The sequence below is a fragment of the Loktanella fryxellensis genome (assembly GCF_900110065.1).
Lineage (GTDB): Bacteria > Pseudomonadota > Alphaproteobacteria > Rhodobacterales > Rhodobacteraceae > Loktanella > Loktanella fryxellensis.
In genome coordinates this window covers 1-15831 of sequence record NZ_FOCI01000018.1, presented here as the reverse complement: position 1 = coordinate 15831, position 15831 = coordinate 1, and the positions used below count along the sequence as shown (strand labels likewise).

Here is a 15831-nt window from a genome sequence, read left to right as displayed (position 1 = left end):
AGATGGTTCGCGGTCCCCTGATCCTCGGGGCATCTGGTCGCCTCGGGCGCGCGCTGCGCCGCGTCTGGCCGGCCGATGCGCCACAACCCCTGTGGCAGACCCGGGACGGGGCAGGGGACACGTGGGCGTGGGACATCCTGAATGCCGCTCCTTCTCACCTGCCCCCCATCGACGGCATCGTCGTGCTGGCGGGCGTCACCCATGGCGATGCGACCGCCCTTGCGCTGAACACCGCCCTTGCCCGTGCCTGTGCCGACCTTGGCGCGGCCCTTGGGGTGCGGGTGCTGGTCGCCTCGAGCCAGGCCGTCTATGGCCCGCAACAGGGTCTGTTGCGAGAGGACACGCCCCCCGCCCCCGCCAGCCCATATGGGGCCGCCAAGCTGGCGATGGAGCGGGCGGTGACGGGCGCCCATGTGACGCATCTGCGGATCGGCAACGTCGCGGGCTGCGATGCGCTGGCCGAGGGCATCGCCCGTGGCGACGTCGTCCTCGATCGCTTTGCGGACGGGCAGGGCCCGTGCCGCGCCATGCTGACACCCGCCGATCTGGCACATGTCGTGCGCTGTCTGCTGGCGGCACCCACGCTGCCGCCCATTGTGAACGTGGCGCGGCCCGGGTCCACCGCGATGGCCGACGTGCTGCGGGCGGCGGACGTGCCCTTTGTCTGGCGCGATTCGGGTCCGGGGGCCTTGCCCGATCTGGCGCTGGATGTGACCCTGTTGCAGGACATCTGCCCATTGCCGTCCGGCGATGCGGCCGCCATGGCAGAGGCTCTGATCCAGCGGACGCGCCCCGCATGACCCTCGGAAAACGCCTGCTCGACGTTACGCTGGCGCTGCTGCTGGGGACCCTGCTGCTGCCACTGTTGGCGGTATTGCTTGTGGTCATGGCGGTAGCCGAAGGGCGGCCCCTGTTCTATGTCAGCGAACGGATGCGCAGCCCGACCCGCGCCTTCGGCCTGATCAAGCTGCGCACCATGCCGGTCGGCGCCGACCGGGTGGGCGGCGTCACGGGCGGCGACAAGCAGGCCCGGATGCGCCTCCTGCACCGTCTGCTGCGGCGCAGCCGTGCCGACGAGATCCCGCAGCTGTGGAACGTGCTGCGCGGCGACATGAGCCTCGTGGGTCCGCGCCCGCCACTGCGTCGCTATGTCGAGGATTACCCCGACATCTACGGTCCCGTGCTGCAAAGCCGTCCGGGGATCACCGGGCTCGCCAGCCTGACCTATCACGCCCACGAAGAGCGTCTGCTGGCTGCCTGCACCACGCCGGAGGCGACCGATGCGGTCTATCGCCGCCGCTGCGTGCCGGCCAAGGCGCGGCTCGACCTGATCTATGCACGTCATCGCAACCTGTGCTGGGATCTGCTGCTGATCGGGCGCACGGCAGCCCGGCCGTTCCGGCGGAAATAGGCTCTAAACTTAATATTATAGTATATCCTACATATAACCGATTCGATCTGCCAGAAGGTCCCAATCGATGATCCCGGTCAGGGTCAGCACGTCGCCGTTGCCGAAGTCGAGCACCGTCGACCCGTCCACCCGCGTGCCGTAGAGGAACAGGACATCCGCCGGGATCAGGTCGCCGTCCCATAGGTCGGTATCCAGTGTCAGGCGGTCTGCCCCGGTGTCGAAATCTGAGATACGGTCGAGGCCATCGCCGAAGACGAAGGTATCGGCCCCAAGCCCGCCCGTCATGACATCGTCACCTGCGCCGCCGTCCAGCGTATCGTCGCCAATACCACCGTCCAACCGATCGTTTCCACCGCCCCCCATCAGGGTATCGCGGCCTGCAGACCCTGCCAGTGTATCGTTGCCCGCTTCACCCAAGAGCGTGTCGTCGCCGTCGTCGCCGGTCACGGTGTCGTTCCCTTCTCCGCCCTGAAGGACGTCGTTATCCGCACCACCCTGCAACAGGTCGTGGCCGGCCCCCCCTTCAACCCGGTCCCGTCCAGCCCCGCCATAGAGCCTGTCCGCGTCGTCGCCGCCCCGCAGAGTGTCGTTGCCGTCGCCTCCGTCCAGCATGTCGGCGCCGCTGTTGCCATCGATCACGTCGTCGCCGGCCCCACCCCACAGCCTGTCGCTGCCGCTTCCCGTGCCGCCATAGATCTCGTCATTGCCGTCGTCGCCATAAACGGTGTCATCGCCTTCGCCGCCGTACATCCGGTCGCCGTCCAGCCCACCATAGAGCAGGTCGCGCCCGTCCTTGCCCATCACCTCGTCGCGTCCGGCGTCGCCATACAGGATGTCGTCGCCATCATTGCCGCTTAAGCGGTCGTTGCCGTCGCGGCCCCACAGCCGATCGTTGTCGGTACCGCCGTCAAGGCTGTCGTTTCCGGTGCCGCCCCACAGGCTGTCGGACCCCGCTTCGCCGAAGATCACGTCATCACCGGCGTCGCCGGCCAGTTGATCGTTGCCGGTTCGACCATACAGGATGTCGCGTCCTTCCCCGCCCCAGACCTTGTCGTCGCCATCACCGCCATAGAGCCGATCGTCGCCGTCCTCGCCCACGAGCCGGTCGTTGCCAGCCTTGGCCGCGAGGATGTCGTTGCCCGCGCCACCATAGAGACTGTCGGATGCGATTCCGCCGGTCAGGATGTCATGACCATCTCCACCATAGAGCCGGTTCAGGCCGCTGGGATCGGTCAGCCGGTCGCGGCCGGTGCCGCCCACCAGATGGTCGTCGCCGGACCCGCCGTCGATGACGTCGTCGCCATCGCCGCCATACAGGCGGTCTCGGCCAGCGGCACCGATCAGGCGGTCCTGACCCGTGCCGCCATAGAGGCGGTCGTCACCCTCCTCGCCGAACAGGGCGTCGTCGCCCGCCTCTCCGGCGATGGCGTCGTTGCCGGTGTCGCCATACAGGATGTCGGTGCCGCCCTTCCCCCAGATGCTGTCGGACCCGCCGCGTCCGTCGATCTTGTCGTTGCGATCGCTCGCAACGATGCGCTCGCTGCCGGTGGTACCGACGCGGAACAGGCCGTCACGTGTGCCCATGCGGTGAGTGAGGAACGTGATGCCGCCGATGACCAGCACGCCTGCCAGCACGGGCGGTGCACCCGGAGTGGCGCCCGCATCCGGAAGGCTGCCACCCGCCCCCTGGGTCACGGTCGCGCGGGGAAACACCGGTCCCGCGAACCCCGGCAGGATGACCTGCGGGATGCGGGCGCCGCCCATCAGGTCGGCGGTGGTCAGGGTGCGGTGGTCGATGGTGCGCCCGTCGGCGGCGTTCACCACCAGCACTTCGGTGCCATAGCCGATGGTGAACCCGGTGGCGGTCAGCGCCAGCGTCAGCTGGTCGCGCGACCGCAGCATCGGCCAGGCGGACAGGTCGATGCGGTCCACACCGACCTGAAAATCGGTGATCGTGTCGCGCACCCCGTCGCTGGCCAGCACGAAGATGTCGGCCCCGGTCCCCCCCGTCAGCGTGTCGCTGCCGCCGCCGTCGCGCAGGATGTCGTCGCCCGCCCCCCCCGCCAGCCGGTCGGGCCCCACGCCGCCGATCACCACGTCGCCCCCCGCCGTGCCGCTCAGGGTCTGGCCCGCGGCGGCGGCGACCAGCGTCTGCCCGGCAGGCCCCATGTCGTAGCGCAGCCGCGTCAGGCCATGTTCCGACGATGACGCGACGAAGATGTCCAGCCCGTCGCCACGCCCCAGGGCCGCGATGGCCGACACGTTGGCCAGCGTCGTATCGCGTCCATCCGCGAGCGTGGCACGCGTCACGAGCTGCCCGTCGGGCAGCAGTTGCAGCACGGTGATCCCGTCGTCGGCGCCGCCCGCGATGACATGCACGGTGCCCGCGTGTTCCACCACCGCCAGCGCCGCGACCCCGCCGAAGCGGGTGTCGCGGGTGTCGAGCAGGTGGTCCACGATGGTCAGCGTGCCGTCCGCCTCCGGGCGCAGGACGGTCAGGCTGTGGGTGCCCGCACTGGCCAGCACCAGATGGTCGCGTCCGGCCAGACGCACACCCTCCAGCGCGGTGGGGCTGGCGATCCACAGCCCGTCGGGGTTGCCCGTGGCCTGCACCGCCGTCAGCGCGCCATTGGCGGCCACCCGGTAGCTGGTGATCCCGTGTTCGGTCCCGGACGCCGCATAAAGCCAGGTTTGACCGCCGACCACGGCGCTGGCGGTGCCGGTGACGCGGGCCGCATAGGTCGTGGTCTGGTCTGCCACCGTCTGCTGCGACACCAGCGACCCGCCGGCATTGAAGGTCAGCTGCCCCAGCCCGTTCAGCCCCCCCAGCCCGCCATAGACCACGTGGCTGCCGTTCGAGAGGGTGACCGTCGTGGCGTGCTGCAGGGTCGCGATGCTGCCCGTGGTGCCCGCCAGCACGGTGCCGTCCGGCAGATCGCCCGCCGCGGTGGGCGCGCGCAGCACCAGCGCCCCTGTGCTGCCGCCCCCCCCCGTCAGCAGGCGCGTCCCCGCATCCAGATCCAGCACGGCGATCCCGCCGTCGCTGCCCGCGCGCAGGGGACCTGCATGATCCACGCTGTCGCGCAGCGACAGGCCGGATCCCGTGATGGTCCAGCTGTCCAGTCGCCCGTCAGCCCGCGTCGTGGCATAAAGCCGCCCCGCCACGAGGGTCAGGTCGGTCACGTGGGACAGGGCGGTGGCGCCGGGGGGCACCACGCTGGCGATGCGTGTCAGATCTCCCATCGGGGGCGGGCCTTGCGGTCAGGACTGGGTGGGTCCGGTCTTGGCGCGGCGGGCAGGCAGGGGGGCGGGCGGAATTGCGACGCCTGCGTGGTCCTTGGCGCGGATTAGACGCGAGTTCGTGGCAAATGCGCCGGATCGATGCCGCACCAAGGGCACACTGGAACAGGGATTGCGGGGAAAACCGGACCGTTGCCTTGAATTTTTGCGCTGTCCGGCGCACAAGGACGGATCACGCCAAAGGACCGGACCCGCGATGTACCGAACGATCAGCGCCCTGTCGCGCCGTGCCAAGCGGGTCGTCCTGCTGGCCGTCGATGTCGTGCTGATCCCGGCCGCCCTTCTGGGGGCCATCGCCCTGCAGGGTCTGCCCGCAGACGGGGCAGGACTGGGGGCCACCATCGTCGGTCACTGGCTGGCGCTGCCGCTGCTGATGGCGATCGGCGGATTGCTGTCGTCGGTGCTGGGCCTGCCGCTGATCCAGCTGAAATCCTACGAAAGCCATGCGGTCGCCCTGACCGGCCTGCATGCGGTGCTGCTGGGTCTGGCGGCGGCGGTGCTCGATGACATGGCGGGCTTCGGCACGCCGCTGGCCAGCTTCATCAATTTCGCGATCGTCTATTTCCTGCTGGCGGTGGCGGCGCGCATGGGGATGCTGCAACTGCTGCTGGGCATCTACCGGCGCGGTCAGGACCAGACGCGGGTGCTGATCTATGGCGCCGGCGCCACGGGCCGGCAACTGGCCGCGGCGCTGCGCACGGACGAGCGGATCTTTCCCGTGGCCTTCGTCGACGACAACGTGGCGACCCAGGGCACCATCGTGCAGGGCCTGACGGTCTATGGCCCGATGGCGGTCGAGGATCTGATCCGCAGCCACCACATCGACCGGGTCCTGCTGGCGATGCCGTCCGCATCGCGCCCCCAGCAGGCGCAGCTGTCCCGCAGGCTCGAGGATCTGGGCGTGGAGGTGCAGGCGGTGCCGTCCTTCGCTCAGCTGACGGGGCGCGTGCCGCTGCTGGATCAGTTGCAGCCCGTGGTGCCGGGGCGGTTCCTGGGACGCGAGGCGCTGGATGCGGCGCTGCCCGACGGCGGGACCACCTATGCGGGGCGCGTGATCCTGATCACCGGGGCCGGCGGGTCGATCGGCTCAGAACTCTGCCGTCAGCTCTTGGGGCGCAATCCCGCGAAACTGGTGCTGTGCGAGATCAGCGAACTGGCGCTCTATACCATCGACATGGAACTGCGCGCGCTGCTGCGGCGCCAGCAGACCGACATCGTCCCGGTGCTGGGGTCGATCACCGACGCGGGCCTGATGGCGCGGATCATGGCAGACCACGGCGTGCAGGTCGTCCTGCACGCCGCCGCCTACAAGCATGTGCCGCTGGTCGAGAGCAACCCGGTCGTCGGCATGTCCAACAACGTGCTGGGCACCCAGGTGCTGGCACAGGCGGCGGCGAATGCCCGCGTCGAACGCTTCATCCTGATCTCGAGCGACAAGGCGGTGCGGCCGCAGAACATGATGGGCGCGTCCAAGCGGATGGCCGAACTGGTGGTGCAGGATCTGGCCAGCCGCAGCGCCGTGACCGCGACCGGGCGGCGCAGCGTGTTCACCATGGTGCGGTTCGGCAACGTCATGGGCTCATCCGGGTCGGTGATCCCGCTGTTCCAGGACCAGATCGCCAAGGGCGGTCCCGTGACCCTGACCCACCGCGAGGTGACGCGCTATTTCATGACGATTCCCGAGGCGGCCAAGCTGGTGCTGGTGGCGGGGTCGTTCGCGTCCGGCGGCGATGTCTTCGTGCTCGACATGGGCGAGCCGATGCCGATCTACGACCTTGCGCGCCAGATGATCGCCGCCGCAGGCTATAGCGTGCGCGATGCGGCCGATCCGGACGGCGACATCGAGATCCGCATCACCGGCTTGCGTCCCGGCGAGAAGATCCACGAGGAACTGCTGATCGGTGAGGGTCAACTGACCACGCCGCACCCCAAGATCCTGCAGGCTAACGAGGCCGCCCTGTCGGAGCTGGAGATGGCATCGGCCATCAAGGCCCTGCGCCGCGCCATCGAGACCGCCGACGAGGTGGCCCTGCGCGCCGTCGTCGCCCGCTGGGTCGAGGGTGGCGCGCATTTCGCGCAGGGTGTCGAAGGACAGAGCTGAGATGCGTTAGCCTGCGGCGATCATCCGAACAGGCTGACGCAGGCAGGCGCAGAGATCGAAAACGATCCCAAGACGAAGATCAGCATGACTTCGGCGGCGCCGATCACGAAGAACAGCAGCAAAAAGATGTCCCGTTGCGCCGGATCGTCGTCCCAGTGGAGCAGGGCGATCACCTTCTGCCCAAACAGGATCATGATGAAGTCCCCCGTCGCGGATGCCCCCACCCTGATCATGATCGTGACGGCCAGATTGACGATCTGGAAGAGGATCAATCTGCGGGCCTGATCCGGTGTCATCGTGATATCGGTTCACCCGATCCGGCCGTTTGACACAAGGCGCATGACATCCGTGGCAGACCGGTCGCCACCAGTGTTTGCCGAGGGTCGGTGCGTCCGCTAAGACGGCGGAGATGTCTGGTGAAAGGACCCGCCCCATGCCCCCACAGTTCGGCACCTCCGGCCTGCGCGGCCTCGTCGTGGATCTGACCCCCGATCTGGTGGCGGATCATGTCCGCGCCTTCGCCGCCGCCTGCCCGATGGGCACGGGGCTGTTCGTGGCCCGCGACCTGCGGCCCTCGTCGCCCGCCATCGCGGACATGGTGATCGCGGCCGCCCGGGCCTGTGGGCTGGACGTCACCGATTGCGGCGACGTGCCCACGCCGGCGCTGGCGCTGGCGGCGATGGGGGCGGGGGCCGCGGCCATCATGGTGACCGGCAGCCACATCCCCGCTGACCGCAACGGGTTGAAGTTCTACGTCCCTCACGGCGAGATCGGCAAGGCGGACGAGGTGGCGATCCTGGCCAACCTCGGGCGTACGCCGGGGCAGGGGACCGGATCGCTGCACACGGACACCACCGCCGGGGCCGCTTACGTGGCGCGCACGCTGGACGCCTACGGGCCTGCGCTGGCGGGACGGCGGATCGGCGTCTACAGCCATTCCGCCGTGGGCCGCGACCTGCTTCTGGCGATCGTGGCGGGGCTGGGGGCGGATGTGGTCGAACTGGGCCGCTCTGCCACCTTCATCCCGGTCGATACCGAGGCGGTGGATCCCGCCGTGCGCGACCAGCTGACGGTCTGGGCGAAGACGCATACCCTCGATGCCATCGTGTCCACCGACGGCGACGGCGACCGGCCGCTGCTGGCGGATGCGCATGGCCGCGTCGTGCCGGGCGATGTGCTGGGGCAGATCACCGGGACGGCGCTGGGGGCGGATGTCGCCGTGACGCCGGTGTCGTCCAACACCGGGGCCGAGGCGCTGTTCGCCCGCGTGCGGCGCACCCGGATCGGCTCTCCCTTCGTGATCGCCGGCATGGCGGAGGAGGGGGGCCGCGTCGTGGGATACGAGGCGAACGGCGGCTTCCTGCTGGGCTTCGACGCGCAGGGCCCGGTGGGCCCGCTGTCCGCACTGGCGACCCGCGATGCGGTGCTGCCGCTTGTGGCGCCGCTGGTGGCGGCCTTCGATCAGGACGGGCCGGGGGGACTTGCGGCGCTGGTGGCGGGGCAACCCGCCCGCTTTACCGCCACCGACCGTCTGGTGGGGGTGCCCACGGCCACGTCGCAGGCGCTGGTGGCGCAGTTTGACGCGGATGCGGCGGCGCGCGCCGCGTTCCTTGTGGCCTGCGATGGAACCGAGGCGGGCGTGGACCGCACCGACGGTCTGCGGATCACCCTGACCGACGGGCGCATCGTGCACCTGCGCCCGTCCGGCAACGCGCCGGAACTGCGGTTCTATGCCGAGGCGGCGACCGAGGCTGCGGCGCAGGCGACGCTGGCTGCGGGGCTTGCCGCGCTGGCGCAGGCCCTGGTCTGATACGGGTCTGATACGGGTCTGATATGGGGCGGCAGCGGTGGCGCGCTGCTGCCGCGGTTGCCTACTGCTGCAGCACCGTCTTGTAATGGGCCCGCAGGAACAGCAGGCCCGCCGCGCACAGCCCCAGCCCGATGCCGAACCCGAAGACCAGCGACACGTAAGGGGCGTCGTAGGTCGGGAACAGACCCTTGCGCACCAGTCCGATCCCATGGACCAGCGGGTTCCACAACAGGATGCTGGTGATGTTAGGCGGCATCTTCTCTGGCACGAAGAGGACGGCGGACGCGAGGAACAGCGGTCGTGACAGGATCCCCCAGATGATCCCCCACACCGGATAGAGCCCGATCAGGACCGCATTCAGCATGCCAACGCCAATGCCGATGAACATGATCATCAGCAGTCCCACCAGTACCGGTCCGATGTCGAACTGCGCGCGCGTCTCGTAGAGGGCCATGATCCCGAAGATCACGATGAAGAACACGATGATCTGCGTCAGCCCGTTCAAGACCGCCCGCGCGATGACCGCGTCGATCCACGTCACCCGGGGATACGACAGCATGGGGCGCGAGTAGCTCAGCGCACCGCTGATCTTGGACGACATCGTCATGTAGATGTCGAAGGGCAGGAACCCCGTGGCGTAGAAGAAGATGAAGCTGACGCCCAGGGGTGGCTGGTGCACGATCATGGAAAATGCGACCGACAGGATCACGATCATGCCCATCGGTTTCAGGATCGCCCAGATATAGCCGCCGGGCTGGCGGCCATAGGTCGATTCCATCTCGCGCAGGGTCAGGGCGGTGATGCTGCGCAGGGACTTGAAGCGGGGCGGCTTCAGCGTCTGCGGCAGGGGCGCGTGGCGCCGCGCGCCCGGGGTCGCGGTATCCGTGTCACCGGAACGCGGCAGATCGTCGAGGGGAGTGGCCGGCATGCTCATGCGGTGATCAGAACCACAGCCTCTGCACCGGGGCAAGGGCAAGGGCTGTGTCGCGCATCAGGCCTGCGTGACACGGGGGCCACCCCCGCGCCATCCGTTCCAGGGCCGGTCGCGCTGCCAGAGGCCCTCAGGGCCGGTCGAGCTGGATGTAGCCCGAATCCGGCGCGATCGCCTGCAGGCTGCGCACCATGACCCCCGTGTCGTCGATCCAGTACTTGTTGTCGAAGGCCAGCATGTCCGACCGGCACGCCTCGCCGAAGCGTTCGGTGGGGATCTGGCGCCCGAGGATGCCGATCGTCTCGCGCCCCTGCGACGCCAGCGTGCAGGTAAAGCTCTGCGTCTGCACCTGATCGGTGTCCGACAGCACCTCGTGCACGCGGGTGGTGGTGCCGCCGCTGGCGATCAGCGCCTGCATCACGCCATTCACGTCGGCGGCCATCAGGTCGCGGGGAAAGCCGCGGGTGGCCACCATCACGCCGTTCTGCGTCGTCACCGACAGGCCCTGCGGCGACAGCCATGTGATGCGGTCGCCGTTGCTGCCGCCCTGGGCCAGGGCCGCGACCAGACTGCCGCCATAGGCGTTCATCACCAGGAAATTGCCCGGTGCCGCATCGACCTGCGCACGGGTCAGCACCGGGGCCACCGGGGCGGGCGCTGCCGCATCGCCACCGGCAAAGCGGGTCTGCAGGGCGGTCGCGGCGCCCTTGGCCACGCTGTTCTCGTTCAGCGGGCCGCAGGCGGTGAGGGTCAGCGCCCCCAGGGTGGCCAGCAGCGCCAGCCGCATGTTCAGTCGCAGGATCATCGCCAGAACCGTCCCCATGTATCGCTCAGATCGTTCAGCTGTCCGTTGCGGACCACGTCGTACAAGCGGCCCTGCACGTCCAGCGTGGCGCCGCCGTCGCGGGACAGGGACTGCACCGTGGTGCTGACCGATTTGCGCGACGGTGTGCCGATGAAATAGTCGTAGGGGATCGTGATGCGGATGCCCTTGTCGAAGCTGCCCTCGCCGAAGTCGTCGAAGGGCATGTCGGTCAGCGTGAAATAGCCACCCACCGACCAGCCGTTCTCGTAGGTGCGGTCCAGCGCGAAGGTGGCGCCCACGTCGCCGGCCAGATACTTGCCCACGCCGAGCGAGGCTTCGAAACCGCGCCCGATGTCGTAATAGCCGGTCAGCATGGCCGTGGTCACGCTGTAGTCGCCGACCTCGACCCGGTCGCCGTCCGCGTTCTTTTCAAACAGCGCAAAGCCGAACCCCATGTCCTGGTCGCGCAGCATGGCATAGTTGACCTCGGCCCCCACGGCCAGACGGGTCGCCTGCGGCTTCCACAGCACCTCGGTGGACACGCCGCCATACATCCGCTCCAGATAGCCCGCGGTGACGCGGCCATACACGTCCGGCGTCAGCCGGGTGTAGTAGGTGGCGGTCAGGTATTCGAGGGTCGGTGTCCCCTCGCGCCCGAAGAAGGCGGTGTCGGTGCGCACGTTGACGTAGTCGTTGGGGTTGTCGAAGAAATCCAGCGGCTCCTGCGCGCCCATCACGGTCTGCTGTACGCGGCCCGCGAAGGTCAGGTTGCGGCTGACGTCGTATTCCAGATCCAGCGCCAGCCCGGTATCGAAATCCAGCGGCTCGTTCTTGTTGAACAGGATCAGCGCGAAATAGGGGGCGATGCCCCATTTGAAGGCGGGTTCGGTGCTGGGCTGCAGCACCAGTCCCGCATCGGGCCCGGCCGGCGCCACGGCGCTCGCCTCCAGCAGTGCGTCGGCGCCGCCGATGCGGTTCTCGTACTGCTCGATGCCGGCGCGCGGAATGCTGACGGCGGACAGGGGCAGGCCGTTCTGCACCGGTTCCATGACAAAGGTCTGCACCGAGGGCGGGATGATCTGCGTCATCATCCGCGCCGCACGGCCCATCGCCTGCGCCTCCGAGCGGAAGCGGGTGTTCTGATAGCGCAGGCGCGCGGTGCGATCGGTGATTTCCAGACCGATCAGATCGATGCCCTCCACGGCCAGCAGGTCGGTCAGCCCCTTGCGCACGGCGGGTTCGGGCTGGCGCATCTGGTCCCAGGTCTGGGCCGCGCGCTGGTCGGCGGTGCGCACGCGCACGGGCGCGGGTGCCGGATCGAGGCCGGTGGCGTTCTGCCGGTCGGTCGGGTTCAGGATATAGGTGCCGCGCAGGCTGAGTTCGGTGCCGTACATCCACGCCGCCCCCAGCTCGATGTTGGGGCGGATGCGGTAGGAGGCGCCGAAATTGAACGGCGAGCTGTAGTCGATGGCGGGGATGAAGGTGCCTTCGGGGTAGTTGATCGACGAATATTCCGCCTTGAACCCCAGCGTGTCGCTGTACTGATACTCGACGCCGGCAAAGAAGGCCGCATCGCCGCGGAAGAACTGATTGGTCGACAGCTGCCCGCCGTTGCCGTCGCCATCGGCGTTCTCTGCGGCGAACTCGCGGTCGACAAAGGCGGGGCGGGTGTCGAAATAGTCGCCCAGGACCCCCAGCGGGTTGGAAAACCCGTTCTGCTGGCCCATCCGGCCCCAGCCGATGCCGGCGGTGGCGATGAAATCGGGGCCGAAGGATTTGGACGCCACGACGTATTCGGAACTGAACCGCCCAGTACCGAGGAAGTCGCGCAGACCGACCGCGATGGCGGGCAGATAGCGGCCTTCGTCGGTTAGGCGGAACTGCAGGTCGAAACTGCGGTCGAACGTCTCGAAGGTGCCGCGGTCGCCGTTCGCATCGGCCTGGGTGTATTGCTCGAAACTGCCATAGCGGAAACTGCCGGACAGGCGCGGCGTCACCTGATAGGTGAAGGTGGTGCGCACCCCGCCCGTGTCGGACCGTGCGATGGTTGAGGCGATGTCGTCGGGGGCGGCACTTTCGGCGGTGGGCATCTCGAGCAGGCCGGTGGTGCCGAAGACCGTGTAGGACGGCCCGTTGTCCTGGGCCGCGGCCTGACCCGCCAGCATGGCCAGCATGGCCGCATGGCCAACAAGATTACGCATCACAACCCCCAGAGCATTCGCTTTCTGCTTAGCGTTTCCGTGGGGCGATTGGAAACGTCAATTTGCGAATGGCGCGGCGTGCTGCCGATGGGCGGATCCGCCTCGTAACGACCCTATCCCATCACCGATCCTGCCCGGTATCGCCCGTGGCGGCATATGCGGCGCATGCTCGCTTTGCGTGAAGGTTTTCGTATCGATTTAAGTCAATCCTAACGATTCTGGTTTCGATTGAATGTATCGGGACCAATCCCGCGCACCAGTCCTGCAAGAGGGGTTCCATGCCTGATCTGTCCGTCATTGTGCCGATCTATGATGTCAAAGCCTATCTGCCAGCCTGTCTGTCCAGCATCGCCGCAGCCCTACCCGACACAATCACGGCAGAAGTGGTATGTATCGACGATGGCAGCCGCGACGGATCAGGGCTGATCGCGGCAGATGTCGCGCGCCAAGATGGCCGGTTCCGTGTCATCGCCCAACCCAACGGTGGCTATGGCAAGGCGATCAACACCGGTCTGCATGCCGCGCGGGGCCGTTATGTCACCATCGTCGAATCCGACGATCTGATCGTGTCGGGGGTGTATCGGACGCTGCTCGATCTGCTGGATCGCGATCCAGGTCTGGATTTCGTCAAGACGGCCTACCAACCCTTTACCGACGCAGGACCGCTGCCGGTGATGGCAGTCCCAGCAGACAAACAGTCGGCAGCTGATCTGATGGCGCTGTCGCGGGATGTGCTGCGGCACCGTACCTTTGCCGGCGACACGGCGATTTTCCAGGCGCCGGCGATCTGGGCCGGGGTTTACCGCAAGGCGGCGTTGGACCGCTACCGGATCGTGTTGCCGGAGACGCCGGGGGCGGGGTATCAGGACACCTGCTTTTCTGCGATGTGTTTCCTGAATGGCATGACCTATCACTGGGTCAGCGATACCTATTATATGTATCGCGTGGACCGCGATGCAGCCTCGCGCCATGTACGCAACCGCCGCAGCGAGATCGTGACTCTCTTCGGGCATGTGCGGGACAATCTGGATGCCAACGGCGGGTTGTGCGATTGCACGGCGACCTATTTCTATGCGGTCTATTTCCGTCGTCTGATCTGGTTCATGCAGCGCGTGCGCCCAGACCACCGGTTTGCCCTGTTCATCGATGCCTATCGGGCTTTCGAGGGAGCGTGGCGCGATCCTGGTTTGCGTGGCGCTGTGCAAGCGCTGTTGCCCGGACAGGAGGCCGTGCAATTCGACCAGTTCTGGCAGGGACGCGCGGGTGCATTGTATGCCGCGTGATGTGATGTACCATGACGCGGCGCTTGAAGGCGTATGCCGCGTTTGCGACACACGACAAATGCGCCTCTCCATCGTGATTCCGTCCCGCAACCCCGAAGCACTGTTCTTGTGCCGGGTGGCGGCGCTGTGTGCAGACCAACCCGACTGGCAGGTGATCGTCGTTGACGATGCCTCTGACATCGACCTGCAGACCCTGCTGCCGCAGGCGGGCAATCTGATCGTGCACCGCAATGCGCGACAGGTTGGTGCCGGAGCTGCGCGCAACGTGGGACTTAAGGCTGTGCGCGGCATTTATACCGTGTTCCTAGATGATGACGACGTCATGGACTGGAACGTGGTGACCAACCTGATGGCATCGATGGACGCGCAGCCTGACATCGATATGGTGGTGTCGTCCTACCGCTTTTTGCGCGATGGCCGCATCCAGCCGCCGCATGCCAGCGACCAGCGGATCATCGACGCCATTCTGCGGGGACAAGACAGGCGTGTGGTTGAATTGGACGGCCACGAGGATCTGCTGCGTGTGACGAACTTTCCTTGGACCAAGCTCTATCGCAGCGATTTCATCCGGCGGATCGGATTGCGGTTTTCGGACACTGTCGTGCAGAACGATGTCCTTGCCCACTGGCATTCCCTCCTGCAGGCCACACGGGTCATGGTAACTGGGAGCATCCAGTGCACCCAGACGTTCGATACCCGCAGCGGCCGGATCAACGGCATCACGGATGATCGGCGGTTGCAGGCCTATGACGCCCTGCGCGAGACTTACGATCTGGTACAAGCAAAGGGGCAGCCGCAGGTCGAACTGACGTTCTGGCGCTTTTACCATGACCTTGTGCGATGGATGATGGACCGGTCCGCGCCGGCACAACGCCCCGCCCTGATGCGCCAACATGTCAGGTTCGCGGGCATGATGCCTCCAGACGTGTCTGCTGCAGGTGCAGGGTTCAGACAGTGGGAGATTTGGGACATGACGCATCTGACCGACCGCGTATCAGAGATGACGTCCGCATGGGATGCCGTGCAGCAGGACATCTGCCTGACAGAGATGTCGCGGCTGAAGCACCTGGCGGTGGCGCTGCGCGCTGACAATGACCGCCTGAACGGCGAATTGCGCCAGCGTCAGGTCGCTTTGGAGGCCGCGCGCAAGGAGAGTGCCCAACGCGATCTCCGCATGGCCGATATGGATGCGCAAATCGTGAAGCTGCAGCGTCACGTGAACTCCAAAGCTGCGCAGATGGCGTTTCGCCTGCGTAAGATCTATCGCAGCATCCTGCCGCCCCGTGGCCCGAGACGATGACGGCATCCACAACGGTACACCGGCCGGAAGAGGTCATCGCGGGTCTGCGTGCCGCGCTCTTGCGAGCCGAGCGCAACGGGCCCGACGCAGCGCGGCTGTTTGCACACGAGGCCGAATATCTGGCTGCCCCCGACGGGATCAGCATCGTCGTGCCGGTCCATAATGGTGCAGCAGAGATGGGCCCTCTGCTGCTGTCGCTGCGCAACCAGTCGCTTGCCCGTAATCGTTTCGAGGTCGTGTTCGCGCTGAATGGCTGTACCGACGGCAGCCGGGCCATGGTCGACGACTTTGCCGCGATCAGTGGCGTGGCGACCGTGGTGCTGGATGATCCTGTGCCCAGTGTGGCCCGCGCCCGCAATGCCGCCCTACAGCGGGTGCGGTTCCGTCAAACCACCTTCGTCGATCACGACGACCACCTGTCGCGCGATTATCTGGCGGAATGCGTCGTACTCGGCGACTGCCGGTCGGTGGTGGTGGCCAACATCGTCAAGCTCGAGGGAGGAAATCTGGTCGAGGATTATGCCCAGACCGTAGTGGCCCACGGGTTCGAGACATCGCATGTGCATGGTCCCCACGACATCGATCTGTGCTACCGCACGGCTCTGTTGCACAAATCCGAGAGGGATTCATGTTGTGAATCCAGTGTGGTAGCTGGCCCGCATGAGCAAACCGACATCACTTACCTACAA

The 15831-nt window shown here is 67.0% G+C and carries 12 protein-coding genes; 7 read left to right on the top strand and 5 right to left on the bottom strand.

Translation table 11 applies throughout. The annotated features are described in order from the left end of the window. Nucleotides 1–2 precede the first annotated feature (2 nt). Complete coding sequence (locus BMX16_RS12850; protein WP_177174659.1) at nt 3–800, top strand: NAD-dependent epimerase/dehydratase family protein; 798 nt, start codon at nt 3–5, stop codon at nt 798–800. Beyond that, nucleotides 797–1411 (top strand): sugar transferase, encoded by a 615-nt coding sequence (locus tag BMX16_RS12845; protein ID WP_089904265.1) that lies wholly within the window; start codon nt 797–799, stop codon nt 1409–1411. Before BMX16_RS12850 ends, BMX16_RS12845 begins: the two co-directional genes overlap by 4 nt. 27 nt (nt 1412–1438) lie before the next feature. On the opposite strand, the gene BMX16_RS18205 is transcribed toward BMX16_RS12845, so the two are convergent. Beyond that, the gene (locus tag BMX16_RS18205; RefSeq protein ID WP_089904262.1) at nt 1439–4654 is read right to left on the bottom strand and encodes a calcium-binding protein; all 3216 of its coding nucleotides are present in this window, start codon (nt 4652–4654) and stop codon (nt 1439–1441) included. 253 nt (nt 4655–4907) lie between these two features. On the opposite strand from BMX16_RS18205, the gene BMX16_RS12835 reads away from it, so the two are divergent. Next, nucleotides 4908–6812 (top strand): polysaccharide biosynthesis protein, encoded by a 1905-nt coding sequence (locus BMX16_RS12835; protein WP_089904259.1) that lies wholly within the window; start codon nt 4908–4910, stop codon nt 6810–6812. A gap of 20 nt (nt 6813–6832) precedes the next feature. Here the strand turns inward: BMX16_RS12835 and BMX16_RS12830 are convergent, their stop codons facing one another. Next, nucleotides 6833–7108, bottom strand: coding sequence for a hypothetical protein (locus BMX16_RS12830; protein WP_089904257.1), 276 nt, complete (start codon nt 7106–7108; stop codon nt 6833–6835). Between the two features lie 137 nt (nt 7109–7245). Between BMX16_RS12830 and BMX16_RS12825 the strand changes: the two genes are divergently transcribed. Continuing rightward, nucleotides 7246–8622 carry a phosphohexomutase domain-containing protein gene (locus BMX16_RS12825; RefSeq protein ID WP_089904254.1) on the top strand — a complete coding sequence of 459 codons (1377 nt, stop codon included), beginning with the start codon at nt 7246–7248 and terminating at the stop codon, nt 8620–8622. Between the two features lie 61 nt (nt 8623–8683). Here the strand turns inward: BMX16_RS12825 and BMX16_RS12820 are convergent, their stop codons facing one another. The 3 genes from BMX16_RS12820 to BMX16_RS12810 form a co-directional block, all read right to left on the bottom strand. Then, nucleotides 8684–9550, bottom strand: coding sequence for an ABC transporter permease (locus tag BMX16_RS12820; protein WP_089904251.1), 867 nt, complete (start codon nt 9548–9550; stop codon nt 8684–8686). A 133-nt stretch (nt 9551–9683) separates the two neighbouring features. Next, nucleotides 9684–10358: a YjbF family lipoprotein gene (locus BMX16_RS12815; RefSeq protein WP_218139883.1), complete on the bottom strand. Its 675-nt coding sequence runs from the start codon at nt 10356–10358 to the stop codon at nt 9684–9686. Then, the gene (locus BMX16_RS12810) at nt 10355–12559 is read right to left on the bottom strand and encodes a YjbH domain-containing protein (RefSeq protein WP_089904245.1); all 2205 of its coding nucleotides are present in this window, start codon (nt 12557–12559) and stop codon (nt 10355–10357) included. Before BMX16_RS12810 ends, BMX16_RS12815 begins: the two co-directional genes overlap by 4 nt. 278 nt (nt 12560–12837) lie before the next feature. Here BMX16_RS12810 and BMX16_RS12805 point away from each other — a divergent pair, with 278 nt between their 5' ends. The 3 genes from BMX16_RS12805 to BMX16_RS12795 form a co-directional block, all read left to right on the top strand. After that, nucleotides 12838–13842 carry a glycosyltransferase gene (locus BMX16_RS12805; protein ID WP_089904242.1) on the top strand — a complete coding sequence of 335 codons (1005 nt, stop codon included), beginning with the start codon at nt 12838–12840 and terminating at the stop codon, nt 13840–13842. Continuing rightward, complete coding sequence (locus BMX16_RS12800) at nt 13751–15142, top strand: glycosyltransferase family 2 protein (RefSeq protein ID WP_177174658.1); 1392 nt, start codon at nt 13751–13753, stop codon at nt 15140–15142. The genes BMX16_RS12805 and BMX16_RS12800 overlap by 92 nt, the downstream gene beginning before the upstream one ends. Next, nucleotides 15139–15831 (top strand): glycosyltransferase family 2 protein (locus BMX16_RS12795; RefSeq protein WP_143058028.1); only part of this gene is annotated, 693 nt, incomplete at its 3' end. The genes BMX16_RS12800 and BMX16_RS12795, both read left to right, overlap by 4 nt.